The 26,815-nt window shown below is 68.8% G+C and carries 23 protein-coding genes, 2 rRNA genes, 1 pseudogene and 1 riboswitch (1 of these 27 only partly in view); of the genes and pseudogenes, 18 read left to right on the top strand and 8 right to left on the bottom strand.

Annotation, left to right across the window (positions count from 1 at the left end; translation table 11 throughout):
* The 12 genes and pseudogenes from Q2K21_RS22280 to Q2K21_RS22225 form a co-directional block, all read left to right on the top strand.
* Positions 1–2,072 (top strand): 23S ribosomal RNA (locus Q2K21_RS22280) (it extends 1,049 nt beyond the left edge of the window).
* An 88-nt stretch (positions 2,073–2,160) separates the two neighbouring features.
* A 5S ribosomal RNA gene (rrf, locus tag Q2K21_RS22275) occupies positions 2,161–2,277 on the top strand.
* A 159-nt stretch (positions 2,278–2,436) separates the two neighbouring features.
* Positions 2,437–3,045 carry a CDP-alcohol phosphatidyltransferase family protein gene (locus tag Q2K21_RS22270; protein ID WP_310773850.1) on the top strand — a complete coding sequence of 203 codons (609 nt, stop codon included), beginning with the start codon at positions 2,437–2,439 and terminating at the stop codon, positions 3,043–3,045.
* Positions 3,046–3,159: 114 nt separating this feature from the next.
* On the top strand, positions 3,160–5,655 hold the full coding sequence (locus tag Q2K21_RS22265; protein ID WP_310773847.1) for a mannose-1-phosphate guanyltransferase: 2,496 nt from the start codon (positions 3,160–3,162) through the stop codon (positions 5,653–5,655).
* A 167-nt stretch (positions 5,656–5,822) separates the two neighbouring features.
* Complete coding sequence (locus Q2K21_RS22260; RefSeq protein WP_310773844.1) at positions 5,823–6,659, top strand: DUF881 domain-containing protein; 837 nt, start codon at positions 5,823–5,825, stop codon at positions 6,657–6,659.
* A complete protein-coding gene (locus tag Q2K21_RS22255) occupies positions 6,656–6,988 on the top strand; it encodes a small basic family protein (protein WP_003988855.1) in 333 nt (110 codons plus the stop codon). The genes Q2K21_RS22260 and Q2K21_RS22255 overlap by 4 nt, the downstream gene beginning before the upstream one ends.
* 5 nt (positions 6,989–6,993) lie before the next feature.
* Positions 6,994–7,857, top strand: coding sequence for a DUF881 domain-containing protein (locus Q2K21_RS22250; protein WP_310773765.1), 864 nt, complete (start codon positions 6,994–6,996; stop codon positions 7,855–7,857).
* 61 nt (positions 7,858–7,918) lie between these two features.
* Positions 7,919–8,791 carry an FHA domain-containing protein gene (locus Q2K21_RS22245; RefSeq protein WP_310773763.1) on the top strand — a complete coding sequence of 291 codons (873 nt, stop codon included), beginning with the start codon at positions 7,919–7,921 and terminating at the stop codon, positions 8,789–8,791.
* Positions 8,792–8,809: 18 nt separating this feature from the next.
* Positions 8,810–9,565, top strand: coding sequence for a transcriptional regulator FtsR (gene ftsR, locus Q2K21_RS22240; protein ID WP_310773761.1), 756 nt, complete (start codon positions 8,810–8,812; stop codon positions 9,563–9,565).
* A gap of 84 nt (positions 9,566–9,649) precedes the next feature.
* Entirely contained in the window at positions 9,650–10,123 is a 474-nt protein-coding gene (locus tag Q2K21_RS22235) for a bifunctional nuclease family protein (RefSeq protein ID WP_004002801.1), read from the top strand.
* 459 nt (positions 10,124–10,582) lie between these two features.
* Positions 10,583–11,257, top strand: a complete 675-nt coding sequence (locus Q2K21_RS22230; RefSeq protein WP_310773736.1) for a MerR family transcriptional regulator — start codon at positions 10,583–10,585, stop codon at positions 11,255–11,257.
* 55 nt (positions 11,258–11,312) lie between these two features.
* Positions 11,313–12,888 (top strand): annotated as a pseudogene (locus Q2K21_RS22225) (DNA polymerase IV).
* On the opposite strand, the gene Q2K21_RS22220 reads toward Q2K21_RS22225, so the two are convergent.
* A complete protein-coding gene (locus tag Q2K21_RS22220) occupies positions 12,810–13,181 on the bottom strand; it encodes a PRC-barrel domain-containing protein (protein WP_310773732.1) in 372 nt (123 codons plus the stop codon). The pseudogene Q2K21_RS22225 and the gene Q2K21_RS22220 sit on opposite strands and share 79 nt — an antisense overlap.
* A 151-nt stretch (positions 13,182–13,332) precedes the next feature.
* A riboswitch (glycine riboswitch) is annotated at positions 13,333–13,428 on the top strand.
* Between the two features lie 177 nt (positions 13,429–13,605).
* Between Q2K21_RS22220 and gcvP the strand changes: the two genes are divergently transcribed.
* Positions 13,606–16,491 (top strand): aminomethyl-transferring glycine dehydrogenase, encoded by a 2,886-nt coding sequence (gene gcvP / locus Q2K21_RS22215; RefSeq protein ID WP_310773729.1) that lies wholly within the window; start codon positions 13,606–13,608, stop codon positions 16,489–16,491.
* A 106-nt stretch (positions 16,492–16,597) separates the two neighbouring features.
* On the opposite strand, the gene Q2K21_RS22210 is transcribed toward gcvP, so the two are convergent.
* The 3 genes from Q2K21_RS22210 to Q2K21_RS22200 all read right to left on the bottom strand — a co-directional run bounded on the left by Q2K21_RS22210 (position 16,598) and on the right by Q2K21_RS22200 (position 18,184).
* Entirely contained in the window at positions 16,598–16,804 is a 207-nt protein-coding gene (locus tag Q2K21_RS22210) for a DUF5999 family protein (protein ID WP_310773727.1), read from the bottom strand.
* Positions 16,805–17,204: 400 nt separating this feature from the next.
* Positions 17,205–17,795, bottom strand: coding sequence for a hypothetical protein (locus Q2K21_RS22205; RefSeq protein ID WP_310773725.1), 591 nt, complete (start codon positions 17,793–17,795; stop codon positions 17,205–17,207).
* Positions 17,796–18,007: 212 nt separating this feature from the next.
* Complete coding sequence (locus tag Q2K21_RS22200; protein WP_310773723.1) at positions 18,008–18,184, bottom strand: hypothetical protein; 177 nt, start codon at positions 18,182–18,184, stop codon at positions 18,008–18,010.
* Positions 18,185–18,338: 154 nt separating this feature from the next.
* On the opposite strand from Q2K21_RS22200, the gene Q2K21_RS22195 reads away from it, so the two are divergent.
* Positions 18,339–19,856: a glutamate--cysteine ligase gene (locus Q2K21_RS22195; protein WP_310773721.1), complete on the top strand. Its 1,518-nt coding sequence runs from the start codon at positions 18,339–18,341 to the stop codon at positions 19,854–19,856.
* Positions 19,857–20,097: 241 nt separating this feature from the next.
* On the top strand, positions 20,098–20,898 hold the full coding sequence (locus Q2K21_RS22190; protein ID WP_310773719.1) for a CPBP family intramembrane glutamic endopeptidase: 801 nt from the start codon (positions 20,098–20,100) through the stop codon (positions 20,896–20,898).
* A 49-nt stretch (positions 20,899–20,947) separates the two neighbouring features.
* Here Q2K21_RS22190 and Q2K21_RS22185 read toward each other — a convergent pair whose 3' ends face one another.
* Positions 20,948–21,757, bottom strand: coding sequence for a PhzF family phenazine biosynthesis protein (locus Q2K21_RS22185; protein ID WP_310773716.1), 810 nt, complete (start codon positions 21,755–21,757; stop codon positions 20,948–20,950).
* Positions 21,758–22,120: 363 nt separating this feature from the next.
* Here Q2K21_RS22185 and Q2K21_RS22180 point away from each other — a divergent pair, with 363 nt between their 5' ends.
* On the top strand, positions 22,121–22,777 hold the full coding sequence (locus Q2K21_RS22180; RefSeq protein WP_310773714.1) for a PadR family transcriptional regulator: 657 nt from the start codon (positions 22,121–22,123) through the stop codon (positions 22,775–22,777).
* Positions 22,778–22,941: 164 nt separating this feature from the next.
* Here Q2K21_RS22180 and Q2K21_RS22175 read toward each other — a convergent pair whose 3' ends face one another.
* A complete protein-coding gene (locus Q2K21_RS22175) occupies positions 22,942–23,370 on the bottom strand; it encodes a type II toxin-antitoxin system Rv0910 family toxin (RefSeq protein ID WP_310773712.1) in 429 nt (142 codons plus the stop codon).
* A 280-nt stretch (positions 23,371–23,650) separates the two neighbouring features.
* Between Q2K21_RS22175 and Q2K21_RS22170 the strand changes: the two genes are divergently transcribed.
* Together Q2K21_RS22170 and Q2K21_RS22165 are read left to right on the top strand one after the other, a co-directional pair.
* Positions 23,651–24,217 (top strand): Clp protease N-terminal domain-containing protein, encoded by a 567-nt coding sequence (locus Q2K21_RS22170; RefSeq protein WP_310773710.1) that lies wholly within the window; start codon positions 23,651–23,653, stop codon positions 24,215–24,217.
* A gap of 113 nt (positions 24,218–24,330) precedes the next feature.
* Positions 24,331–25,335 carry an EamA family transporter gene (locus Q2K21_RS22165; protein WP_310773707.1) on the top strand — a complete coding sequence of 335 codons (1,005 nt, stop codon included), beginning with the start codon at positions 24,331–24,333 and terminating at the stop codon, positions 25,333–25,335.
* 132 nt (positions 25,336–25,467) lie between these two features.
* Here Q2K21_RS22165 and Q2K21_RS22160 read toward each other — a convergent pair whose 3' ends face one another.
* Both Q2K21_RS22160 and Q2K21_RS22155 read right to left on the bottom strand, forming a co-directional pair.
* A complete protein-coding gene (locus Q2K21_RS22160; RefSeq protein ID WP_310773705.1) occupies positions 25,468–26,100 on the bottom strand; it encodes an FMN-binding negative transcriptional regulator in 633 nt (210 codons plus the stop codon).
* A complete protein-coding gene (locus tag Q2K21_RS22155; protein ID WP_310773704.1) occupies positions 26,100–26,786 on the bottom strand; it encodes a pyridoxamine 5'-phosphate oxidase family protein in 687 nt (228 codons plus the stop codon). The genes Q2K21_RS22160 and Q2K21_RS22155 overlap by 1 nt, the downstream gene beginning before the upstream one ends.
* Between the last annotated feature and the right edge of the window lie 29 nt (positions 26,787–26,815).

Here is a 26,815-nt window from a genome sequence, read left to right as displayed (position 1 = left end):
CTGTGGGGGATAAGCTCCATGGTCGAGAGGGAAACAGCCCAGAGCATCGACTAAGGCCCCTAAGCGTACGCTAAGTGGGAAAGGATGTGGAGTCGCACAGACAACCAGGAGGTTGGCTTAGAAGCAGCCACCCTTGAAAGAGTGCGTAATAGCTCACTGGTCTAGTGATTCCGCGCCGACAATGTAGCGGGGCTCAAGCGTACCGCCGAAGTCGTGTCATTGCAGCATATAGGGCCAACGCCTGCTGTGATGGGTAGGGGAGCGTCGTCTGCCGGGTGAAGCAGCACCGGAAGGTAGTTGTGGACGGTTGACGAGTGAGAATGCAGGCATGAGTAGCGATTCACACGTGAGAAACGTGTGCGCCGATTGACTAAGGGTTCCTGGGTCAAGCTGATCTGCCCAGGGTAAGTCGGGACCTAAGGCGAGGCCGACAGGCGTAGTCGATGGATAACCGGTTGATATTCCGGTACCCGCTGTGAAGCGTCAAACATCGAGCATCGTGATGCTAAGGCCGTGAAGCCGTTCCGGACCCTTCGGGGAAAGGAAAGTGGTGGAGCCGCTGAACCAAGCGGTTAGTAGGTGAGTGATGGGGTGACGCAGGAAGGTAGTCCATCCCGGGCGGTGGTTGTCCCGGGGTAAGGGTGTAGGCCGTGCGATAGGCAAATCCGTCGCACATGAGGCTGAGACCTGATGCCGAGCCGATTGTGGTGAAGTGGATGATCCTATGCTGTCGAGAAAAGCCTCTAGCGAGTTTCATGGCGGCCCGTACCCTAAACCGACTCAGGTGGTCAGGTAGAGAATACCGAGGCGTTCGGGTGAACTATGGTTAAGGAACTCGGCAAAATGCCCCCGTAACTTCGGGAGAAGGGGGGCCACACCTGGTGAGGGAACTTGCTTCCTGAGCTGGGGGTGGCCGCAGAGACCAGCGAGAAGCGACTGTTTACTAAAAACACAGGTCCGTGCGAAGCCGTAAGGCGATGTATACGGACTGACGCCTGCCCGGTGCTGGAACGTTAAGGGGACCGGTTAGCTCCATTTCGGTGGGGCGAAGCTGAGAACTTAAGCGCCAGTAAACGGCGGTGGTAACTATAACCATCCTAAGGTAGCGAAATTCCTTGTCGGGTAAGTTCCGACCTGCACGAATGGCGTAACGACTTCTCGACTGTCTCAACCATAGGCCCGGTGAAATTGCACTACGAGTAAAGATGCTCGTTTCGCGCAGCAGGACGGAAAGACCCCGGGACCTTTACTACAGTTTGATATTGGTGTTCGGTTCGGCTTGTGTAGGATAGCTGGGAGACTTTGAAGCGGCCACGCCAGTGGTTGTGGAGTCGTCGTTGAAATACCAGTCTGGTCGTGCTGGATGTCTAACCTGGGTCCGTGATCCGGATCAGGGACAGTGTCTGATGGGTAGTTTAACTGGGGCGGTTGCCTCCTAAAGAGTAACGGAGGCGCCCAAAGGTTCCCTCAGCCTGGTTGGCAATCAGGTGTTGAGTGTAAGTGCACAAGGGAGCTTGACTGTGAGACCGACGGGTCGAGCAGGGACGAAAGTCGGGACTAGTGATCCGGCGGTGGCTTGTGGAAGCGCCGTCGCTCAACGGATAAAAGGTACCCCGGGGATAACAGGCTGATCTTCCCCAAGAGTCCATATCGACGGGATGGTTTGGCACCTCGATGTCGGCTCGTCGCATCCTGGGGCTGGAGTCGGTCCCAAGGGTTGGGCTGTTCGCCCATTAAAGCGGTACGCGAGCTGGGTTTAGAACGTCGTGAGACAGTTCGGTCCCTATCCGCTGTGCGCGTAGGAGTCTTGAGAAGGGCTGTCCCTAGTACGAGAGGACCGGGACGGACGAACCTCTGGTGTGCCAGTTGTTCTGCCAAGGGCATGGCTGGTTGGCTACGTTCGGGAGGGATAACCGCTGAAAGCATCTAAGCGGGAAGCCTGCTTCGAGATGAGGACTCCCACCCACTTGATGGGGTAAGGCTCCCAGTAGACGACTGGGTTGATAGGCCAGATCTGGAAGCACGGCAACGTGTGGAGGTGACTGGTACTAATAGGCCGAGGGCTTGTCCTCAGTTGCTCGCGTCCACTGTGTTGGTTCTGAAACCACGAACAACCCCGCTGTAGTCACAGCAGCGGTCGGGTTGTCTGTTTCATAGTGTTTCGGTGGCCATAGCGTGAGGGAAACGCCCGGTTACATTCCGAACCCGGAAGCTAAGCCTTACAGCGCCGATGGTACTGCAGGGGGGACCCTGTGGGAGAGTAGGACGCCGCCGAACTCCTTTTGGAACTCCGGCTCTTGGGCACATCGCCCGAGAGCCGGAGTTTTTTTGTTTCCCTTGTCTTGAGCCCAGTGCAACCCCCTCCGCACCGGGGGGCGAACCCGGCGGGTAAGGTCAGGGGGCATTGTTGGCTCGTTTCCCGCAGGAGGCCCCCGGGTGGAGGTCCAGGAGACCCGTGTTCAGACGGACCGGGTCCTCACCATCCCGAACATCCTCAGCATGGCGCGGCTCGTCGGCGTGCCCGTCTTCCTGTGGCTGATTCTCCGGCCCGAGTTCGGCGGGCCCAAGAGCGACGGCTGGGCGCTGCTGGTGCTCGTGCTGAGCGGCGTCAGTGACTATCTGGACGGCAAGCTCGCGCGGCGCTGGAACCAGATCAGCAGCCTCGGCCGGCTCCTAGATCCCGCGGCCGACCGGCTCTACATCGCATCGACCCTGGTGGGCCTCACCTGGCGCGAGATTCTGCCCATTTGGTTGACGGCCGTACTGGTGGCGCGAGAGCTGGTTCTGCTGGTGATGGTAGGCATCCTCAGGCGCCACGGCTATCCGCCGCCCCAGGTGAACTTCCTGGGGAAGGCCGCCACCTTCAACCTGATGTACGCCTTCCCGCTGCTGCTCCTCAGTGACGGAAGCGGATGGATCGCGTCACTCGCCGCTATTTTCGGATGGGCGTTCGCCGGATGGGGTACAACGCTCTACTGGTGGGCAGGAGTCCTCTACGTGGTTCAGGTCCGCCGGCTTGTCCAGGCGGACGCCATGGCCGATTGAGCCCGCCGATTGGGCGGCCGTAGTGGCTCGATGGCCCGCGCAGGGAAACTGCGGGACAATCTAGACGGGTGAAGTCGGCTAGACCGTCGTCTCTTAGAGGAGGACGCTTCCGACATGAAGGCCGTCGTAATGGCCGGAGGCGAAGGCACACGCCTTCGCCCCATGACCTCAAGCATGCCCAAGCCGCTCCTGCCGGTGGTCAACCGCCCGATCATGGAGCACGTGCTGCGGCTGCTCAAAAGGCATGGGCTCAACGAGACCGTTGTCACCGTGCAGTTCCTGGCCTCGCTGGTCAAGAACTACTTCGGGGATGGCGAGGAGCTCGGCATGGAGCTCACATATGCCAACGAGGAGAAGCCACTCGGTACCGCCGGGAGCGTCAAGAACGCCGAGGAAGCACTGAAGGACGACGCATTCCTCGTCATCTCCGGTGATGCCCTGACCGACTTCGACCTCACCGAACTGATCAATTTCCACAAGGAAAAGGGTGCCCTGGTCACCGTCTGTCTGACCCGTGTGCCCAACCCGCTGGAATTCGGCATCACCATCGTCGATGAAGAGGGAAAGGTCGAGCGCTTCCTGGAGAAGCCGACCTGGGGCCAGGTCTTCTCGGACACAGTGAACACGGGCATCTATGTCATGGAGCCTGAAGTCTTCGACTACGTCGAGCCCGATGTGCCCGTCGACTGGTCCGGCGATGTCTTTCCGCAGCTGATGAAGGACGGCAAGCCGATCTACGGTTATGTCGCCGAAGGCTACTGGGAGGACGTCGGCACCCACGAGAGCTATGTGAAGGCGCAGGCCGACGTCCTGGAGGGCAAGGTCGACGTCGAGATCGACGGTTTCGAGATCTCCCCGGGTGTGTGGGTGGCCGAGGGCGCGGAGGTCCATCCCGACGCCGTGCTGCGCGGGCCGCTCTACATCGGTGACTACGCCAAGGTCGAGGCCGGCGCCGAAATTCGGGAACACACCGTCGTCGGCTCGAACGTCGTCGTGAAGAGCGGGGCGTTTCTGCACAGGGCCGTTGTCCACGACAACGTGTACATCGGCCCGCACAGCAATCTGCGTGGCTGCGTGGTCGGAAAGAACACCGACATCATGCGCGCGGCCCGGATCGAGGACGGCGCGGTCATCGGCGATGAATGCCTCATCGGCGAAGAGTCGATCGTCCAGGGCAATGTCCGGGTCTACCCGTTCAAGACCATCGAGGCCGGTGCCTTCGTCAACACCTCGGTCATCTGGGAGTCGCGAAGCCAGGCTCATCTCTTCGGCGCCCGTGGAGTTTCCGGCATCCTGAACGTGGAGATCACTCCGGAGCTGGCCGTGCGGCTGGCCGGCGCGTACGCCACCACGCTCAAGAAGGGGGCCACGGTCACCACCGCCCGCGACCACTCCAGGGGCGCGCGTGCGCTGAAGCGAGCCGTCATCTCGGCCCTCCAGGCCAGCGCCATCGACGTGCGCGACCTGGAGAACGTGCCGCTGCCCGTGGCGCGGCAGCAGACCGCGCGTGGCAGCGCCGGCGGGATCATGATCCGGACGTCGCCCGGTGTGCCGGACTCCGTCGACATCATGTTCTTCGACGGGAACGGCGCCGATCTCTCGCAGGCCGGTCAGCGGAAGCTGGATCGGGTGTTCGCACGGCAGGAGTACCGGCGTGCCTTTCCCGGAGAGATCGGGGACCTGTACTTCCCGTCCAGCGTCTTCGACTCGTACACCGGGTCGCTGCTGCGGAGCGTCGACACATCGGGGATCGCCGAGTCGGGGCTCAAGGTCGTCGTGGACGCCTCGAACGGCAGTGCCGGGCTGGTTCTGCCGAGCCTGCTCGGCAAGCTCGGGGTGGACTCGCTGACGATCAATCCCGGTCTCGACGAGTCCCGGCCCACGGAGTCCGCCGACGCACGGCGGTCGGGGCTCGTGCGGCTCGGCGAGATCGTCGCGTCGTCGCGGGCCGCGTTCGGCGTGCGGTTCGACCCGGTCGGTGAGCGGCTGTCGCTCGTCGACGAGAAGGGGCGGATCGTCGAGGACGACCGGGCGCTGCTGGTGATGCTCGACCTGGTGGCCGCCGAGCGGCGCAGCGGGAAGGTGGCCCTGCCGGTGACGACGACCCGGATCGCCGAGCAGGTGGCGGCGTACCACGGGACACAGGTCGAGTGGACGACCACCTCGCCGGACGACCTCACGCGTGTGGGTGGGGAGGAGTCGACCATCTTCGGCGGCGATGGCCGCGGCGGGTTCATTGTGCCGGAGTTCAGCAGCGTGTTCGACGGTACGGCCGCCTTCGTACGGCTCATCGGGCTGGTGGCGCGGACGCAGCTCACGCTCAGCCAGATCGACGCGCGGATCCCGCGGGCGCACGTCCTCAAGCGTGACCTCGCGACTCCTTGGGCCGTCAAGGGGCTTGTGATGCGCCGCGTCGTGGAGGCGGCCGGGGACCGATTTGTCGACACGACCGACGGTGTACGCGTCGTGGAGACCGACGGCCGGTGGGTTCTGGTGCTGCCCGATCCCGCCGAGGCCGTCACCCATCTGTGGGCGGAGGGGCCCGACGACGCCTCCGCGCAGGCCCTGCTCGATGAGTGGTCGGCGGTTGTGGACAGCGCCGGTCGATAAAACGCACGGCACGCGCGCGTGCCGGACAAGTGTCCCCAAGGGGGCCTGTCCGGCACGCCGGTGGGGCCATTCGGAGGTATCGCTCGCGACATGCGACGATGTGCGGCATGCCGCAGCCGCCCCCCGTTCGGAGCACACCCGCGCGACCGTCGCGCCCGGACGCCTCCATGTCGTTGCTCACCAACGTCATGGATCACAGCCTCGACGACGGATACGCCGAGGCCGCCGCTCGGAAAGAGGCCGAGGGCGCCGGTGGCATGCCCAGGACGGTCCGGGCCAAGCTCGGTCTCGCGGCCGGACTCGTGCTCGCTGCCCTTGTGGTGACCGTGGGTGCCGCGCAGGCGCGCATAGCCGCCCCGACGGTCGCCAAGGAGCGCCAGGAACTCATCGACCGCATCCAGCGTGAGACCGCGGCCGCGGACAAGCTCGAAGGCACGGTCGACAAGCTGCGCGCCGATGTGAGCGCACGGCAGCGCGAGGCCCTGAAGAAGGACGGCGGCGCGGACCGGGCCGACCTGGTCGGGCTGCTGTCGGGCGCAGTCGCGGTGCAGGGCCCGGGCGTCAAGCTCGTCGTGGACGACGCCAAGGAAGCAACCTCGGGCGGCAACGGCAATCCGCGTGAGACCTCCGGCTTCTCCGATACCGGACGGGTCCGCGACCGCGACATGCAGCGTGTCGTCAACGGCCTGTGGGAGTCGGGTGCCGAGGCGGTCGCGGTCAACGGGCAGCGGCTGACGGCGCTGTCGGCGATCAGGGCCGCGGGGGACGCGATACTGGTCGACAACAGACCGCTGGTGCCGCCGTACACGGTGCTCGCGGTGGGGGACGGGGAACGGCTCAGCACCAGGTTCCAGAACAGCGCCGACGGGCTGTACCTGAACGCGCTGCAGGAAAATTACGGGATCCGGACCAGCATTTCCACCGAGGGTGACGTCCGGCTGCCCGCGGCACCAAGTGTGATCGTACGTACAGCACAACCGAGCGCAGAGAAGGGCACATCGTGATCGCCGTACTGGGCCTCGTCGTGGGAGTCGTGGCCGGCCTGTTGGTCCGGCCCGAGGTTCCGGCGGTCGTCGAGCCTTACCTTCCGATCGCCGTCGTGGCGGCACTCGACGCCGTGTTCGGCGGGCTGCGGGCCATGCTGGACGGAATCTTCGACGACAAGGTCTTCGTGGTGTCGTTCCTGTCGAACGTGGTGGTGGCCGCGCTGATCGTGTTCCTCGGCGACAAGCTGGGAGTCGGAGCGCAGCTGTCCACCGGTGTCGTGGTCGTTCTCGGCATTCGCATCTTCTCCAACGCCGCGGCGATCCGCCGGCACGTCTTCCGGGCGTGAAGCCGATGAGCAACGAGGACGAGACGCCCGGGCAGCCGCCGCACGCACCCGAGCACCGGCTGCGCAGGGAACTGCCACAGGAGGTCCCGGCACCGGCTCCGGGGGCTTTTGGGGCTGGGACGGACGAGAAGGACCCAGAGGCCGCGCTGACCGGCCGTCAGCGCCTGGTGAAGGGGCTGTGGCCGCCACGCGTCTCACGGGCCCAACTCATCGTCGCCCTCCTGCTGTTCGGCCTCGGCTTCGGTCTGGCCGTGCAGGTCGCCTCCAACAGCGACAGCAGCGGCGCCCTGCGTGGTGCGCGGCAGGAGGATCTTGTGCGCATCCTCGATGAACTGGATGACCGTACACAGCGTCTTCAGGACGAGAAGCAGGGTCTCAAGGATCAGCGGGCCGAGTTGGAGAACAGCTCGGACCAGGCCGAGGAGGCTCGCAAGCAGACCGCCGAGAAGGAGAAGCAACTCGGCATCCTTGCGGGCACGGTGGCGGCACAGGGACCCGGCATCACGATGACCATCGGTGATACGAAGGGAACGGTCCAGGCGGACATGCTGCTCGACGCGATCCAGGAGCTGCGCGCGGCCGGCGCGGAGGCGATCCAGGTGAACGGAGTGCGGGTGGTCGCCGGCACCTATCTGTCGGACTCGGGGAAAAGCGTGAGTGTCGACGGGAACAAGATCACCCAGCCCTATCGTTTCAAGGTCATCGGCAAGCCGCAGGACCTCGAGCCGGCGCTCAACATTCCCGGAGGCGTGGTGCAGACTCTTGAGAAGGAGCAGGCCACGGTCTCCGTGGAGCGTTCGACGAAGATCATTGTCGACGCCTTGCGAGCGGCGAAGCGGCCTGACTACGCTCGGTCGTCCTCCCAGTGAACCTGGGGTGCATGGAGCCAGTCCGGCAGGGGCATGAGGTTGCGGGGGGTCGGCGCACCGAATGGGTGGTGCGTGGTGGAAACTGTCTGGTGGATACGGACGTTGTGAGGATGTCCGGGTCGGCCGGTGTATGCAATCAGGGTTCGTCCTGCCCCACGGGCGGGTCTGTTTCGGTCAAGGGGAATCGCCCGTGAAGTTGTTTGCGAAGTTGTTCGGCAAGAGCGCGCGAGAGGGCAGCGACAACGCGACTGCCCGCCATCGCGCACAGCCGGGAGACGCGGGAGGTCAGCGCCCGCTGTTCCGCGACCAGGTCGCTGGTCCGGGTGGTGACATTTCGGGAGGTCAGGGCGCGCCGTCTGTTGACCCTGCCGCGTCCGGCCGCATAGGTTTCGGGGACATGTCGGCCCTGGTGTGTACGAGGTGCGGTCACCGCAACGCGGAGAACAGCCGCTTCTGCTCCAACTGCGGTGCGCCGCTGCGGCCCGGGGCGGTTCCGGAGCGTGCGTCGGAGACGACGTCCACGATCTCCATCTCGGGCCTTGAGGCCTACGACGCGGAGGCCACCGGCCAGACGCCGATGCCGACGCTCTCCCCGGAGGCGCAGGCGGCAGTCGACGCGCTGCCGCTCGGTTCGGCGCTGTTGGTGGTGCGGCGTGGCCCCAACTCGGGCAGTCGCTTCCTCCTGGACAGCGACCTGACCACGGCGGGGCGTCATCCGCAGAGCGACATCTTCCTCGACGACGTGACCGTGTCGCGCCGTCACGTGGAGTTCCGGCGCAGCCCGGACGGCTCGTTCACGGTCGCCGACGTCGGCAGCCTCAACGGCACGTATGTCAACCGTGAGCGCATCGACCAGGTCGCGCTCTACAACGGTGACGAGGTGCAGATCGGCAAGTACAGGCTGGTCTTCTACGCGAGCCAGCGGGGCATCTGACCCGCCAGGGAAGGGTCCATGCTTCATACACCGAGCGGCGGTGCCGACAGCGGCACCGCCGCCGCGGACGGCAGGCTGATGAGCATCGGCACGGTGCTGAACATGCTGCGCGACGAGTTCCCCGAAGTCACCATCTCCAAGATTCGATTCCTGGAGTCCGAGGGGCTCATCGAGCCGCAGCGCACCCCCTCGGGGTACCGCAAGTTCAGCGCGCGCGACGTCGAGCGCCTCGGCCATGTGCTGAGGATGCAGCGGGACCACTATCTGCCGCTGAAGGTCATCCGCGAGCATCTGGACGCCCTGGAGCGGGGCGAGGAGGTGCGGCTGCCGCCCCTGGGCCGGCCGCGTGACGCGCGTGGCGGGGAGCTGCTGGGCGATCTTCTGAGCGAGCCCGAGGCGCCCACGGCCGCGCGGATCGGCCGCGCCGAGCTGCTGGCAGCCGCCGAGATCGGCGCGGAGCAGCTCAAGGAGTGGGAGTCGTACGGCCTGGTGGCACCGCTGGCGGACGGGACGTACGACGCCGAGGCGGTCACCGTGGCCACTCTCGTGGCCGAACTGGGTCGGCACGGCATCGAGCCGCGCCATCTACGGGTCATGAAGGCCGCCGCGGACCGCGAGGCGGGCCTGGTGGACCAGGTGGTGGCCCCGCTGCGGCGCCACCGCAATCCGCAGACCAGGGCGCACGCCGAGGCCCGTATGAAGGAGCTGGCGGGCCTCGCGGTGAAGCTGCACGCCGCGCTGGTGCAGTCCGCCCTGGGCGTGCGGCTGCCCTGAGGTACGGCGTTCGCCGTCGGCGGATCGCCCGGCCGTTCTGTGCCCGACTACCCAAACGTCCCGAGCACGGCCTAGGGTTGCTGTGTGAACGAGCTCGATGTCGTAGGTGTCCGGGTCGAGATGCCCTCCAACCAACCGATCGTGCTCCTGCGTGAAGTGGGAGGCGACCGTTACCTCCCCATCTGGATCGGCCCCGGGGAGGCGACGGCGATCGCCTTCGCCCAGCAGGGCATGGCCCCCGCGCGACCGCTGACGCACGACCTGTTCAAGGACGTGCTGGAGGCCGTCGGCCAGGAGCTCACGGAAGTACGCATCACGGATCTGCGTGAAGGCGTCTTCTACGCGGAGCTGGTCTTCGCCAGCGGCGTCGAGGTGAGCGCCCGTCCGTCCGACGCCATAGCGCTTGCGCTGCGCACCGGAACGCCGATCTACGGCAGTGACGGGGTGCTCGACGACGCGGGTATCGCGATCCCGGACGAGCAGGAGGACGAGGTCGAGAAGTTCCGTGAATTCCTCGACCAGATCTCCCCGGAGGACTTCGGTACGAGCAGCCAGTGACCGTCCTCTTGAGGGATTCCTGACTGACGGGCGCGGTGACCCGACGTCCCGGGGCGCGCGTGTGCCGGATCGGTCCGGGGAGGGCCCCCAGCGATCCGTTGGCCTCGTGGTGCCCCGGCGCACGGCCAAGTGCCGGGGCCGCTCCAGGCAGGGTCCCGGAGGCACGGCGCTCTTGGAGGTCTCGCGCAGGCGAACGCATGATCGAGCCGCGATCTCATCGACCTGGGGGATGCCGGCGGCAAGAAGCGGAGCGAGTACTCTGCGCGGCGCGGCGAGTGACGACAGCCGGGCGACGTCCCAGGATCGGCGGCCAGAGCATTCGGCTAGCCTTTCCCCGCGGAAGGGCACAGGAAACCACTCTTAGGGTGATTATCACTCGGCGTGCCGAGTGTGGCGATCGTTGACGCACCCTTGGTGACTGCCTACCGTCGAGAAGGCAGGTCAAGGACGGAGGTCGGCGTGAGAAGCAGCGGCGGCGGTACGGCTGGGGGTGCCCCCGGACGCAGTCTGGGGGAGAGCGGTCCGTACCCTCCCCCAAGCTCTCGGCTTCGCTCGAACACGGGGTACCCCCACCCCGGCAACGCGGCCGGCTCCGCCTCTCAGCGGCCGACGGCCGTGCCGGGTGACGGAGAGGCGGCTTGCGAGCACATCGGCTATCGCGGTCCCACGGCGTGTGCCGCCGCGGGCATCACCTACCGGCAGCTGGACTACTGGGCCAGAACGGGTCTCGTCGAGCCGAGCGTGCGCCCTGCCTACGGGTCGGGGACGCAGCGGCTGTACAGCTTCCGTGACGTTGTCGTCCTGAAGATCGTCAAGCGGTTCCTCGACACCGGTGTGTCCCTCCAGAACATCCGTACCGCCGTCCAGCACCTCAGGGAGCGCGGGTTCCGCGACCTGGAGCGGATGACGCTGATGAGTGACGGCGCGACGGTCTACGAGTGCACATCCCCGGACGAGGTGCACGCGCTGCTCCAGGGCGGGCAGGGCATCTTCGGTATCGCCGTGGGCGTCGTGTGGCGCGACGTGGAGAACGCGCTGTCGCAGCTGCACGGGGAGCGCGTCGACACCGGCGAGACCATCGTCGGCCACAACGCGACGGACGAGCTGGCGCGGCGGCGCAACCGGGCCGTCTGAAGCGCGCGTCGGCGGGCGAGGCCCATTGTCAGTGACGTAGGGCAGCATCGGAGATGTGAGAAACGCGCCCACGATCCTGCATCTCGACATGGATGCCTTCTACGCCTCGGCGGAGCAGGCATCCAAGCCGAGCCTGCGCGGGAAGGCCGTCGTCGTGGGCGGGCTCGGGCCGCGCGGAGTGGTGGCGACGGCCTCGTACGAGGCGCGGGTCTTCGGGGTGCACTCGGCGATGCCCATGGCCCAGGCGCGCCGGCTCGCGCCGAACGCCGCTTATCTGGTGCCGCGCTTCGGGTTCTACCGGGAGATCAGCGAGCAGGTGATGGGACTGCTGAGGGACCTGTCGCCCCTGGTGGAGCCGCTGAGCCTGGACGAGGCGTTCGTGGATCTGGAGGCCGGCGGAGCCGCCTGGGACGAGGAGTCGGCTCGACTGACGGGGGCGAGGCTGCGCGCCGACATACGGGCCGTCACAGGGCTGACGGGGTCGGTGGGGCTCGCCGCCTCCAAGATGCTCGCGAAGATCGCCTCGGAGCAGGCCAAGCCGGACGGTCTGGTGTTGATACGGCCGGGCACGGAGCGTGCCCTGCTCGGGCCGATGTCGGTGCGGACGCTTCCCGGGGTCGGTCCCGCCACCGGGGACCATTTGCGGCGGGCCGGGATCACCACGGTCGACGAGATCGCCGAGGCGGGCGAGGACGAGCTCGTACGGCTGTTGGGCAAGGCCCACGGGCACGCGCTGCACGCCATGGCGCTGGCGCACGACGAGCGGCCCGTGGTGGCCGAGCGCGAGGCCAAGTCGGTGTCGGTCGAGGACACGTACGACGTCGACATCCACGATCGGATGCGGGTCGGACTGGAGGTGCAGCGGCTCGCGGACCGGTGTGTGGGGCGGCTGCGGGACGCCGGGTTGTCGGGGCGGACCATCGTGCTGAAGGTACGGCGGTACGACTTCTCGACGCTGACCCGCTCCGAGACCCTGCGCGGGCCCACGGACGACCCCGCGGTGGTCCGGGAGGCCGCCGCGCGGCTGCTGGAGTCCGTGGACACCACGGGTGGGGTGCGGCTCCTCGGCGTGGGTGTCAGCGGGCTCGCCGACTACACGCAGGAGGACCTGTTCGCCCAGGCGCACCTGGCCGCGGGGGAGGCCGGGGCGGAGGATCATCCGGCGGCCGATGCGGCGGACGAGCGTATCGAGGAGGAGACGGTGACGCCGGCCGAGCGGGTCTGGCGTGCGGGACAGGACGTACGGCATGCCGAGTACGGGCACGGTTGGGTGCAGGGCAGCGGTCTCGGCAGGGTGACCGTACGGTTCGAGACGCCCGACTCGGAGCCCGGGCGTGTGCGCACGTTCCGCATCGACGACCCCGGGCTGGAGCCGGCCGATCCGCTGCCCCTGGTGCCACGAAGACCCGAGGCCACGGCACCCCGGGCGGCGTCGGCGGGCACCGGAGCCTGACGGCGCGGCCGGGCGATGGGGCGCCTCGCTCGGGCCGGGTGGCTCGGGGCCGAATCGGTGACCCGGGGCGGGTGGCAGAGGCCGGGCCAGGGGTGACCCTCAGGTTTCGTCCGAGCCCGCCAGCTGCCCGAAGTCGCGGTCCGGTGGCGGCGGCGGTGAGGCCACGTCGAGGCCGTAGTGGTGGTAGAGCTGCAGCTCCTGTTCGGGGGAGAGGTGGCGTCCGACGCCGAAGTCGGGGGCGTCCTTGATCAGGGAGCGTTCGAAGGGGACGTACAGCGCGCCTTCGACCAGTTCGCTGGGCTCCAGCGGGACGAACGCGTCCCTGCCGAACAGGCCGGTGCGTATGGCCGCCCACTCCGGCACACCGGTCGCGTCGTCGAGGTAGACCTCGTCGATCGTGCCGATCTTGTTCCCATTGCGGTCGAACGCCTTGCGGCCGATCAGATTCCGCGGATCGATGTCGGTCTTCACGGTCCCTCCAACAGGTCGCAAACTCATCCGTAAGCACTACAAAAGAGCACATTCCGGAACGCGGCCACTCGAAGGTCCACTCGAAGGTCCGCTCGAAGGTCCAGCCGACGGCTCCGGGGTTGTCCCCGCTGGTAGGCTGGCAAACGGCTGCTGACCCCGCGCGGGAGAGTCCTCCGGAGCGATCCGGAGGCGCCGAAGGAGCAAATCCTCCCCGGAATCTCTCAGGCACACGTACCGCACGGACGAGGTCACTCTGGAAAGCAGGGCGGGTGTCGACGGCTTCCGCCCTCACCGACGGTGAAAACCGGTGCGCCTTTGGGCGGCCCGGTGAAACTCTCAGGTTGAGATGACAGAGGGGGAGGCCGTCGGGGTACCCGCGCCGTGGTGCCCCTCGAAGGTCGCGTCAGACCAGGAGGCCTCCGCAATGACCGCCCATCGCATTCCGCTCTCCGAGCTCGAACAGGGCATTCCCTTCGAACAGCGCCACATCGGGCCCGACCAGGAGTCGCGGGCCAAGATGCTCGCGCAGGTCGGCTACGGCTCGCTCGACGAGCTCACCGCCGCCGCGGTCCCGGATGTGATCAAGAACGCCGACGCGCTGGACCTGCCCGGCGCGCGCACCGAGGCCGAGGTGCTGGCCGAGCTGCGCTCCCTCGCCGACCGCAACCAGGTTCTCGACTCCATGATCGGCCTCGGGTACTACGGGACCTTCACGCCGCCCGTCATCCTGCGCAATGTCATGGAGAACCCGGCCTGGTACACCGCGTACACGCCTTACCAGCCGGAGATCTCGCAGGGCCGGCTCGAGGCCCTGCTCAACTTCCAGACCGTTGTCGCCGATCTCACCGGCCTGCCGACCTCCGGTGCGTCCCTGCTCGACGAGGGCACCGCGGCCGCCGAGGCGATGGCGCTGTCCCTGCGTATGGGCAAGAACAAGAAGGGTCTGTTCCTGGTCGACGCGGACGCCCTGCCGCAGACCATCGCCGTGATCGAGACCCGCGCCGAGCCCACCGGCGTCGAGGTCGTCGTCGCCGACCTCAGCGACGGCATCCCGGCCGAGATCGCCGAGCGGGAGATCAACGGCGTACTGATCCAGTACCCGGGCGCCTCCGGAGCCGTACGCGACATCAAGCCGGTCATCGACCAGGCGCACGAGCTGGGCGCGCTCGTCACCGTCGCCGCCGACCTGCTCGCGCTGACGCTGCTGGCCTCCCCCGGCGAGCTGGGCGCCGACATCGCCGTCGGGACGACGCAGCGCTTCGGTGTCCCGATGGGCTTCGGCGGACCGCACGCCGGATACATGGCGGTGCAGGAGAAGTTCGCCCGCAGCCTGCCCGGACGTCTCGTCGGCGTCTCCGTGGACGCGGACGGGAACAAGGCGTACCGCCTCGCCCTGCAGACGCGGGAGCAGCACATCCGCCGCGAGAAGGCGACGAGCAACATCTGCACCGCACAGGTGCTGCTCGCCGTGATGGCCGGTATGTACGCCGTCTACCACGGGCCTGAGGGCCTGCGGACCATCGCGCGACGTACGCACCGGTACGCCGCGATCCTTGCCGCCGGCCTCACGGCGGGCGGGGTCGAGGTCGTCCACGGCGCCTACTTCGACACGCTGACCGTGCGGGTGCCGGGCCGCGCCGACACGGTCGTCGCCGCCGCTCGTGAGCACGGCGTGAACCTGCGCCTCGTCGACGCCGACCACGTGTCGATCGCCTGCGACGAGACGACCAAGCGGGCCCAGGTGGGCGCCGTGTGGACCGCGTTCGGGGTCGAGGGTGACCTGGAGGCGCTGGACGCGGGCACCGAGGACGCGCTCCCCGAGGCGCTGCTGCGCACCGGTGACTACCTCACGCACCCGGTCTTCCACCAGCACCGCTCCGAGACCGCGATGCTGCGCTACCTGCGCAAGCTGGCCGACCGCGACTACGCGCTCGACCGCGGCATGATCCCGCTGGGCTCCTGCACCATGAAGCTCAACGCGACCACGGAGATGGAGCCGGTCACCTGGCCCGAGTTCGGGCAGCTGCACCCCTTCGTGCCCGCCGAGCAGGCGCAGGGCTACCTCACGCTCATCCGTGAGCTGGAGGAGCGTCTCGCCGAGGTCACCGGCTACGACAAGGTGTCGTTGCAGCCCAACGCCGGCTCGCAGGGCGAGCTGGCCGGTCTGCTCGCCGTGCGCGGCTACCACCGCGCCAACGGTGACGACCAGCGCACCGTCTGCCTCATCCCGTCCTCCGCGCACGGCACCAACGCCGCCAGCGCAGTGATGGCCGGAATGAAGGTCGTCGTCGTGAAGACCGCCGAGGACGGCGAGATCGACGTCGAGGACCTGCGGGCGAAGATCGAGCAGTACCGTGACGAGCTGTCGGTGCTGATGATCACGTACCCGTCCACGCACGGCGTGTTCGAGGAGCACGTCGCCGACATCTGCGCCCAGGTGCACGAGGCGGGCGGCCAGGTGTACGTCGACGGCGCCAACCTCAACGCGCTGGTCGGCCTCGCCAAGCCGGGCCACTTCGGCGGTGACGTCTCGCACCTCAACCTGCACAAGACGTTCTGCATCCCGCACGGTGGCGGCGGTCCGGGCGTCGGCCCGGTCGGCGTGCGCGCGCACCTGGCGCCGTACCTGCCCAACCACCCGCTGCAGCCCGCGGCCGGCCCGGAGACGGGCGTCGGCCCGATCTCGGCCGCCCCCTGGGGTTCGGCGGGCATCCTTCCGATCTCGTGGGCGTACGTGCGGCTCATGGGCGGCGAGGGACTCAAGCGCGCCACGCAGGTGGCGGTGCTGTCCGCCAACTACGTCGCCAAGCGCCTGGAGCCGCACTACCCGGTGCTCTACACCGGCCCGGGCGGCCTGGTCGCGCACGAGTGCATCATCGACCTGCGACCGCTGACCAAGGCGACCGGCGTCACCGTCGACGACGTCGCCAAGCGGCTGATCGACTACGGCTTCCACGCGCCGACGATGTCGTTCCCGGTGGCCGGCACGCTGATGATCGAGCCGACCGAGTCCGAGGACCTGAGCGAGCTCGACCGGTTCTGCGACGCGATGATCGCCATTCGCGCGGAGATCGAGAAGGTGGGCTCGGGCGAGTGGCCCGCCGACGACAACCCGCTGCGGCACGCCCCGCACACCGCCGCCGCGCTCGGCGGGGAGTGGGACCACGCGTACGCGCGTGAGGAGGCGGTCTTCCCGGCGGGCGTCTCGGCCGCGGACAAGTACTGGCCGCCGGTGCGCCGGATCGACCAGGCCTTCGGTGACCGGAACCTGGTCTGTTCCTGCCCGCCGCTGGACGCTTACGAAGCGTAATCACCCTCGGACATGCGTCGGGGCCGGTTCGGAGCGGATGTCTCCGGGCCGGCCCCTCGTATGTCGGGGCAGCGGATGCCCCGCGAGTGCCCCTCGTGTGCGCGCCTCAGGCGGCCGTCATCACCTGGTCGGTGCCCATCGGGCGGTGGGGGGCGATGATCTGGCCGTCGGGCAGAAGCTCACCGGTGTCCTCGAAGAGCAGAACGCCGTTGCACAGCAGGCTCCATCCCTGCTCAGGGTGGTGCGCCAGGAGACGGGCGGACTCCCGGTCGGCGGATTCGGCTGTCGGGCACGGCGGCTGGTGCTGGCACATGGTGGATGGGATCTTTCGCTCTGTCGTGATGTGTGAGATGACTGTCGTGTCTGTCCTGCGGCTCGTCGAGTCGTTCATGGCCGCCCCCCCCGTTGGCGATACATCGGTCTGGAACCCAGTGTTGCCCTACGGGCGTCAATCCGCAGGCATTTCGCAGCACCGCTTCTCACAGGTTCATGACGCGTCACCCGCGCGGACGGTTCATTCCAACTCCCCTGTCCCTTTGGGTGGTTCGTGATGGCCGGAAGGGGCTAGTTCATGTGGCCCGACCAGCGCTTTGTCCCTCGTGCGAGCGCGATGGGGCACGAACGAGCGACAGGTCGGGCAGCCGGACGCCGGCCCGGACGCGCGACGTGCCCCGCGGCCGTTTCCGGCGGCGGGGCACGGTGGAGGACGAGGCCTACGCGGGCGCGGGCGAGCCGAACAGCGGGGTCGGAGTGACCCGGAGGGTGAGCACAGGGAGAAGCTCGGCGACGCGGTGCGGGCGGTGGGACGCGATGCCGGGCGGAGCGGGCGCGAGGGGCACCAGAAGGTCGGTCGCGGCCGGGTGGCCCGTCGTGCCGTCGGCGGTGCAGTCGCCGTGCAGCCACAGTGTGAGCATGTACAGCTCGGGCACGGACAACAGCCGGGCCTGATAAGGCTGTGTCATCGTCTCCGCCTGGCGCAGCGCGCGTTCGGTGGAGGCGATGTACGGGCCCTCGAAGAAGTGCGAGAACGCCCAGCCGTCGGGGGTCAGCATCGTATCGGCGGCCGCCACGGCGCGCTCGCCGCAGCGGATGAGGAAACGCCACCCGGCGAGCCGGGTGGCCGAAGCGCCCGCCGGGGTTATCCGGTCCAGTACGTGGACCGGCAGCGGGAGTTCGGGTGTCGCGGGCCCCTGGGCGGTACGCAGGGACGGGGTACGAGCCTCGCGGACCGCGGTGGGGGAACCGAGTGCCGTGAGGACGGAGCGGAGAGCGGGCGCGGGAGCCGGGGGGACATGCAGCGGCATGGTGGGTCGCCTCTCATTCGACAGGCATGGTGGCGCGAGGGCGGTGCGGGGCGGGGCGGGCGGACGGCGCTGTCAGCTCTCGGGGTCGGAGGGGCTGGGGGACTGTGCCCGGACGAATGGCGGCGCTTTGACGACAGGGCTCAGAACCGTGAGCGTCAACTCTCCACCCCGTGCGCGAAGTTTATACGACCCGTGTTCAGCCAGTGTTTCGTCTAGTCGTCCCGCGCATGACGAACAAGGGGATATTCGGTCGACGATAAGTGGGATTCGTCCCGATGCTGCGCGTGCGTCACGGCGGCGACCTCGGAATACTGGTCCGTAACGGTCGGCTGATTCTCGTCGGCGTTTTTCACGACGCCGTTGCGCACTGAAACTGCGTACTGCCCCATGCCCCGTGAATGTGCCCGGACAAGCCGTCTCCAGCGTAGCGGTCGGCTGCCGCGCGCGGGGCGTTATCGATCGCTTCCGCTGGGCATCATCCCTCGTGACCCGGAACAGCAGCGGCCGGATCGTCGGCCTGCCCATCCGAGGAGGGACACTTCGATGGGGGAGAAGGTCGTGGCAGGGTCGTTGGACCTGTCCGATCGCCAGCACTACCGCGGCAAGCTCAGGCAGTGTCTGGCGGGGCTGGAGCGATTGCTGGAGGAGAAGCGGTTCGATCGCCCCAAGAACCTCATGGGCCTGGAGATCGAACTGAATCTCGTCGGACATGACGGCATGCCCAGAATGATGAATGCGCAAGTGCTCGAAAGGATTGCAAGCCGAGATTTCCAAACAGAACTCGCCATGTTCAACCTGGAAGTCAACATAGCTCCACACCGGTTGGGCGGCCGGGTTTTCGACCGGCTCGCCGAGGAGTTGCGCATCTCGCTCGCCTATGCCGAGCGCAAAGCGAACGAGGTCGACGCCGCGATCGTGATGATCGGCATTCTGCCGACGCTCGACCGCGACGACCTGGTCTCCTCCAACCTTTCCGCCGTCGACCGCTACACCCTGCTCAACGACCAGATCGTGGCCGCGCGCGGTGAGGACTTCGCGCTCGACATCGACGGAGTGGAGCGGCTCGAGTGCAGCTCGCGGTCGATCGCGCCCGAAGCCGCCTGCACGTCCGTCCAGCTGCACCTCCAGGTCACGCCGGCGCGCTTCGCCGACGTGTGGAACGCGGCGCAGGCCGTCACGGCGGCACAGGTCGCCGTCGGCGCGAACTCTCCGTTCGTGTTCGGGCGCGAGCTGTGGCGCGAGTCCCGGCCGCCGCTGTTCCAGCAGTCCACCGACACCCGGCCGCCCGAGCTGCAGGCGCAGGGCGTGCGGCCGCGCACGTGGTTCGGGGAGCGGTGGATCACATCGGCGTACGAGCTGTTCGAGGAGAATCTGCGCTACTTCCCGGCGCTCCTGCCGATCTGCGACGACGAGGACCCGCTGCAAGTGCTCGACGAGGGCGGGACACCGAGGCTCGCCGAGCTCGTCCTGCTCAACGGCACGGTGTACCGCTGGAACCGGCCCGTGTACGGCATCGCCGACGGCGTCCCGCATCTGCGGGTGGAGAACCGGGTGCTGCCCGCCGGGCCCACGGTCACCGACGTGCTCGCGAACGCGGCCTTCTACTACGGCGTCGTCCGCGCCCTCGCCGAGGAGGCGCGTCCGGTGTGGACGCGGCTACCGTTCGAGACCGCCGCCGCCAACTTCGACGCCGCCTGCCGGTACGGCATCGACGCGCGCCTGCGGTGGCCGAGGCGCGGGCGCCACGGCGGGATCGCCGAGGTGGCGGCCGTGGATCTGGTACGCGACGAGCTGCTGCCGCTCGCCGAGGCCGGGCTCGACGCGTGGGGTGTCGAGCCCGCCGACCGGGACTTCTACCTCGGAGTGATCGAGGAGCGGTGCCGGCTGAGGGTCAACGGCGCGAGCTGGCAGGCCGCCACCTTCCACCGAGCCCTCGAACGGGGGCTCGACCGGCCCACCGCGCTGGCCGAGACGACCCGGCGGTACAGCGAGCTGATGCACGTCGGCGAGCCGGTGCACACCTGGCCGGTCGGGCTACCGGAGCCGGTGTTGCTGGGGTGATTGACCGGGGGCGGGTTGTGCCTGTCCCCGGCGGCCCTGTCCCTGGTTCCCCTCGGCGGCCGGGGGGCGATGGCGCCCGCCCCGTACTCGTCGGGCAAGCTGTGTCCTGCCATGACGGTGGTGCCCCTCTCTGCTGAGCCGTCTCCCGACGGCCTGTCGCGCGCGATCTTCGTAACTTCTTTCGAGACCCTGGTGGGGCGAAGATGGGGGCTGAGGCGCGATTGCTCAACTGGAGGCGGGAGTGCAGGTGGAGGCAGGGTCGGTGGCGGATTCCTTTGTGGTGGAGCGGCCGACGCGACGGATTCTGCGGGACGAGACGCTGCTCGTTCTGGGACTTTCGCTCGGTGCGAGCGGAGTGTCCGCGCTCATCAGCTTTGTCGGGTCGGTCACCAAACCGGGGGGTCTGAAGGAGCAGGCGGCCACCCTCAACGCGTCGGCCGCACCGGGCCGCCCCTGGCTCGATCTCGCCTGGCAGCTCTTCGGGATCGCGACCGCGCTGGTGCCGGTCGCGCTCGTGGCGCACTTCCTGCTGCGCGAGGGCGCATCGCTGCGCACGCCCGGCTTCGACCGGACACGGCCCTGGCCGGACCTCGGGCGCGGGGCGGCGATCGCCGCGGTGATCGGCTCGACGGGCATCGCGTTCTACCTGGCCGCCCGCGGTCTCGGCTTCAACCTCACGGTGGTGCCGGAAGCGCTGCCCGACGTGTGGTGGAAGTACCCCGTGCTGGTCCTGTCCGCTCTCCAGAACGCCGTCCTCGAAGAGGTCATCGTCGTCGGCTACCTGCTGCGCAGGCTCGGCCAGTTGGGCTGGACGCCCGGCACGGCCCTGGTGGCCAGCTCCGTGCTGCGCGGCTCGTACCACCTGTACCAGGGCATCGGCGGCTTCCTGGGCAACATGGTGATGGGTGTGGTCTTCGTGTACCTCTACCGGCGCTGGGGCCGGGTCGGCCCGCTGGTGGTCGCCCACTCACTGCTCGACATCGGGGCGTTCGTCGGGTACGCGCTGCTGGCGGGCAAGGTGGGCTGGCTCCCGACGGCGTGACGGGTCCGGACCGGGGCGTACGAGGCTGTCGTACGCCCCGGTCGTGCTGTCAGGCGATCAGTTCGCCATCGATGACGGTGACCGCGCGGCCGGTGAGCAGGGTGCGGTCGCCGCGGAGTTCGGTGCGGACACGGCCGGAGCGCGGGGAGGCCTGCAGTCCGATGAGGTCGGGGCGGCCGAGGCGCTCGGACCAGTAGGGGGCCAGGGCGGTGTGGGCGCTGCCGGTGACCGGGTCCTCGTCGATCCCGACGTTCGGGAAGAAGCAGCGCGAGACGAAGTCGTAGCCGCGGGAGGGGTCTTCGGCGCGGGCGGTGACGATGAGGCCGCGCGCCGAATGGCGGCCCAGCGCCTTGTGGTCCGGGCTGAGGCCGAGGACGGTCTTCTCGTCGGCGAGTTCGACGACCAGGTCACCGACGCTCGGGCCGGTGTCGAAGGCGGTGAGAGGCTCGGCGCCGAGGGCTTCGGCAACGCCCTGCGGGATCTCCACGGGTGTGAGCGGCGCGGTGGGGAAGTCCAGGGTGATGGAGCCGTCCTCGCGCGGCGTCGCGCTCAGGACGCCGCTGCGGGTGGCGAACCGCACGGGTCCCTCGTGGGCACCCGTGGTGCGCAGCACATGGGCGGTGGCCAGGGTGGCGTGGCCGCACATGGCGACCTCGGTGGCGGGCGTGAACCAGCGCAGCGCCCAGTCGGCCTCGCCGCCCTCGGCCAGGCGGTGGGCGAACGCGGTTTCGGCGTGGTTGACCTCGCGGGCCACGTCCTGGAGCCAGGCGTCGTCCGGGAAGGCGTCGAGGAGGAGGACGCCGGCCGGGTTACCGGCGAAGGGGCGGTCGGTGAAGGCGTCGACGATTCGAATCCGCATGAGCCGACGCTAGAGGCCGGCGGCCCGGCCGGGCCAAGGCCAATTCGGGGTGGCTGGCCTTGTGCCGGGGCCCGGGCGCGGGGTGCGGCGGGGCGTGGGCGGTGGCTGGTGCCGGGCTCCGCCTCCGTTCTTCCGGTGGCCTCCAGACGGCTCGGCTCTTCTGCTGGGGCCAGCGGCTCGGCGGTGTGGTCGGACCGCCGGGCGGGCCGGAGCCACGCTTCGGGCCGGGCGAGGGGCGCCCGGGGACCACCTGCGAGGACGTGCAGGTCCGTCGCCGACAGTCCTGAGGTTCTTGTCATACGAACAGTTCCGATATATCGTTGACGCATCGCGACAGATCAACGATGGAATGAAGTGATTGCGATGCGTTCCCGTGGACACGACTTCGGATTCGAACGACACGGACACCACGGCGGCCCCGGCCCTCACCTTCGGGGCGGCTTCGACGGACGGCGTGGAGCCTTCGGGCCCTTCGGGCCGGGCGGCCCCGGTGGTCCGGGTGGTCCCGGCTTCGGCGGACCGGGCTTTTTCGGCCCGGGCGGCCCGTGGGCCGGGCGCGGTAGGGGTGGGCCCCGAGGAAGGGCGCGGCGCGGCGACGTACGCGCGTCGATCCTGGCCCTGCTCAAGGACCGGCCCATGCACGGCTACGAGATGATCCAAGAGATCGCCGAGCGCAGCGGCGGGGCGTGGAAGCCCAGCCCGGGCTCGGTCTACCCCACCCTCCAGTTGCTGGAGGACGAGGGTCTGATCGCCAGCGAGAGCGAGGGCGGCAAGAAGCTCTTCTCGCTCACCGAGTCGGGCCGCGCCGCGGCCGACGAGGGCCCCGACGCCCCGTGGGAAGAGGCCTCGCGCGGCGTCGACTGGGAGTCGCTGCACGAGATCCGGCAGGCCGGCTTCGGTCTGATGGAGGCGTTCGGCCAGGTCTGGAAGACCGGCAGCAAGGAACAGCGCGACAAGGCCCTGGCGGTCGTCAACGAAGCCCGCAAGAAGCTGTACCTGATCCTCGCCGACGAGGGCTGACGGCGGTTCGAGACGTGTGACGGCGCCCCGCGGATCCACTTCCGCGGGGCGCCGCTTCGTCTGTGCCCGTTCCGCGGGGCGCCGCTTCGTCTGTGCCCGTTCCGCGGGGCGCCGCTTCGTCTGTGCCCGTTCCGTGGGGCGCCGCTTCGTCCGTGCCCGTTCCCTCAGGACACCAGCGCCCCCAGCTTGCGCAGTGACTCCTTGAGGGCCGCCGTCGCCGAGTCCTTGAGCTTGCCGGCCATGAGGGAGACGGCCGCGCCGGTGAACTCGCCGTCGATGCGGACCGATGTCGCCTCGCCGTCCGGGGTGAGTGTGTACCGCGTGGCGACGTTCACCGCCATCGGGCCCTTGCCGCGAATGGCGAGAACGCGCCCGGGCCGCAGCTCGTCGATGGTCCAGGTGACCTCGGCCGGGAAGCCCATGAGCTTCATGTTCTCCTCGAAGGTCCCGCCCACCTCCAGGGTTTCGGGGCCGCCCTTCGGAAAGCTGGTGTGGGTCGCGTTCCACTCGCCGTACGCCGACCAGTCCGTGAGCCGGGCCCACACCTTCTCGGCGGGTGCCTCGATGCGTGCTTCCGCGCTGACTTCGGCCATGCGACCACCCCTTCGCGTCGGGTGCTGCGCAGGGCGCAGCTACGGTGTCGCGGAACGTAGCGGCAGGGCCTGGAACATTCAATACTGATGAACCGTCAGAAATTGTGCAGGCCGGTTCACACACCGGGTGCCGGGCACAGCGGCGCGCGGTCCGGCAGGGAAACGACGCCCTGTCATCCGTAAGGAGGAGAGGCGGGTCGCCGATGCCCACCCTGTGTCGGACGCGAAAATGCTGCCCGCCGAGGATGCCCCGAGCCGCTGGGGCTGATGGGGTGGGGGTGTGCCACCCCGTCATTCCCAGCGGCCGGCCGCCGAGCGCGGCACGCACCACACGGACCTCGATGCCAGGCTCACCGCAGAGCTGGCAGCGGTAGTCGCGGGCGCCCGAAGAAGGTCGCTGCGGGACGGGGACCGGCAGATCGACACGGCGCATCTGCTGCACACCCTGCTGGAGTCGGACGCCGAGGTGCGCGCCGTCTTCGACGGCCCGCAGGTCGCGCGGCTGCTCGGCTACCTCGTCCAGCGCTCCATCGGCTACGGACTGCGCTGGCAGAGCTCCGTCGAGGACTCCGGCGCCCTGCCGGTGCTGAGCGAGCCGGAGGGCTGGTCGCCGACGGCGGCGAGCGCCATGGACGCGGCGCACGGGCGCGCTCGGCGGCGCGGCGACGCACTCGCGCGCGGGCTCGATCTGCTCGCGGCGATCGTCGCGGACCCCGAGTCACGGGCCGTCGAGGTCCTGGAGCACGCGGGTGTCGACGTACGGGCGTTGCCGGTACGGATCGAGACGGCGGCCGCGGTGGAGGAGTACGCCGGGAGGTGCGCGGGGACGGGGGACGCCGCCCGTTGAACCCCGCTGGGCTGCGAGTCGGTTCGTCGGGTGTCGGGGTCCGGTCTCCGAGCGGTCCAGCCTCTGAGACAGGTGCTTTAGGGGGTGACGCTCATGTCGTCGCCTGTCATCATGTGCCGGTGCATACGTCTCAGGGCAGTCAGGGCAGCGGTGGCAGAGGCGTCGGCCTGGGGCTCGCCCTCGGGTCGGCGGTCGCCTTCGGCGGATCGGGTGTCGCGGCCAAGCCGCTGATCCAGGCGGGGCTCGACCCGCTCCACGTGGTGTGGCTGCGGGTCGCGGGCGCCGCGCTCGTGATGCTGCCGCTCGCGGTACGCCACCGTGCGCTGCTGCGCCGCCGTCCCGCGCTGCTCGCGGGGTTCGGCCTGCTCGCCGTGGCCGGTGTCCAGGCCTGCTACTTCGCCGCGCTCTCCCGTATTCCGGTCGGCGTCGCCCTGCTCATCGAATACCTCGCGCCCGCGCTCGTGCTCGGCTGGGTGCGGTTCGTCCAGCGGAGGCCCGTGACGCGTGCCGCTGCGGTCGGCGTGGTTCTCGCGGTCGGTGGACTCGCCTGTGTCGTCGAGGTCTGGTCGGGCCTGAGCTTCGATGCCCTCGGGCTGCTGCTCGCGCTCGGCGCCGCCTGCTGCCAGGTCGGCTACTTCGTCCTGTCCGACCAGGGCAGCGACGCGGGCGGCGAGACCCCGGACCCGCTCGGCGTCATCGCGTACGGCCTGCTCGTCGGGGCCGCACTGCTGACCGTCGTCGCCCGTCCCTGGAACATGGACTGGGGTGTGCTCAAGGGCACCGCGGACATGAACGGCACACAGGTTCCGGCCGTCGCGCTGCTGGCCTGGATCGTCCTGATCGCCACGGTCCTCTCGTACATCACCGGAGTGGTCTCCGTGCGCAGGCTCTCGCCCCAGGTCGCGGGCGTCGTGGCCTGTCTCGAAGCGGTCATCGCGACTGTCCTGGCCTGGGTGCTGCTCGGCGAGCACCTCTCCGCGCCGCAGATCATCGGCGGGGCGGTCGTCCTGGTGGGCGCGTTCATCGCGCAGTCGTCGGCGCCCGCGAAGGGATCAGCGGAGCCGGTGGCGAGCGGCGGCGGGGAAAGGGAGTTGTCGGCTCGCGAAGCGGCCGCGTAGGGCGCTGAGCCGCCGCCCGCCCAAGGGGCAGCACCCATGAGGCCCGTTCGGGTCCCGGTTGACAGGGAGGGTGCGAGGCCGGGCATCGGGCCTTGCGTCACTGCCTGTTGCATGCCCCACACCCTCCCGGGCTCACGCCCCGCGCCTGCGCAGCAGGTGCTCCCGCGCGGCCGCGTCATGCGGACCGCTCCGCTCCGCCAGTGCGGCCGCGATGCGGTCCTGGACCTCCTCCGACCGTTTACCGGCGTACTTGAACTTCGCCCGTACCCCCGTCACTTCGAGCCGCAGGCCGCGGATGCCGGACATCATGCGGCCGTACGGTGCCTCGCCCGCCGCCGCCCGGGCGGAGCCTCCCTCCGGCTGGAAGTGGCCGAGCTGGCGGTTCAGCAGGTTCGCCTTCTCCGCCGGATCGTCGACGGCATGAGCCGTGCACCGGAGCTGGACGGCCGCGTAGAAGCTGGTGGGTACGCCGTGCTCGGACGGGCCCTCCGGCGGAGCCTGCCAGGGGCCGGGCACATACACGTAGTCGTCGACCACGCTCAGCACTACATCCGGGTTCGCCTCCAGGGCGGGCCACAGCGGGTTCGGTCGCGCCAGGTGGCCCACCGCCTCGCCGCGCTCGGCGTCATAGGCGAAGTGGAGCGGCTGGACGTACGGCGGCTCGCCAGGCAGGCCGTTGACGGCGAGTTGCCCGAAGTCGTGGGCGCCGAGCCAGCGTTGCCACTCGGCGTCGTCGCGGGGTGCGTCCCAGGGATGGATCAGCATCACAGGGCCGTCAGATAGTCAGGGAGTTCGGTGCCGGGGGCCAGATCGGCGTCGGCGAGCGGGGAGCCGTATGCCCTGCGGACCGGGATCACGCCGGCCCAGTGGGGCAGGGAGAGGTCCTCGGGCTCGTCGTTCACACCACCCGTGCGCACCTTGGCGGAGACCTCGTCCAGGTCGAGGCGGATCACGGCGGTGGCGGCCAGTTCCTTCTTGTTGGCGGGCCGCGAGTCGGCGGCGCGGCCCGCCACGACGTGGTCGACCAGCGTGTCCAGGGCCGTGCGCTGCTCCTCGGGATCGGTGACCTGGTGAGCGATGCCGTGCACCACCACGGAACGGTAGTTGATCGAGTGGTGGAAGGCCGAGCGGGCCAGGACCAGGCCGTCGACGTGCGTCACCGTCAGGCAGACCGCGAGCCCGGGGTCGGCCTCGCCCGTCATCCGCAGCGGGCGCGAGCCGGTCGAGCCGTGGACGTAGAGCCGCTCGCCGACCCGGCCGTAGAGCGTGGGCAGGACGACCGGCGCGCCGTCGCGGACGAAGCCGAGGTGGCAGACATAGCCCTCGTCGAGTATCGCGTGCACCAGTTCCTTGTCGTACGACGCCCGGTCCGGGGAGCGCGTGGGGACGGTGCGGTCGGTCGGCGTGTAGGCGGTGGTGGGCGGCGACGTCGGCTGCTGGGTCCCCTGCATTGCGGTCTCCATTGCACTAGTGCATAATT

This window comes from Streptomyces sp. CGMCC 4.7035, from assembly GCF_031583065.1.
In the GTDB taxonomy this organism is placed as follows: Bacteria; Actinomycetota; Actinomycetes; order Streptomycetales; family Streptomycetaceae; genus Streptomyces; species Streptomyces yaanensis.
This window is presented reverse-complemented; position numbering and strand designations above follow the sequence as displayed.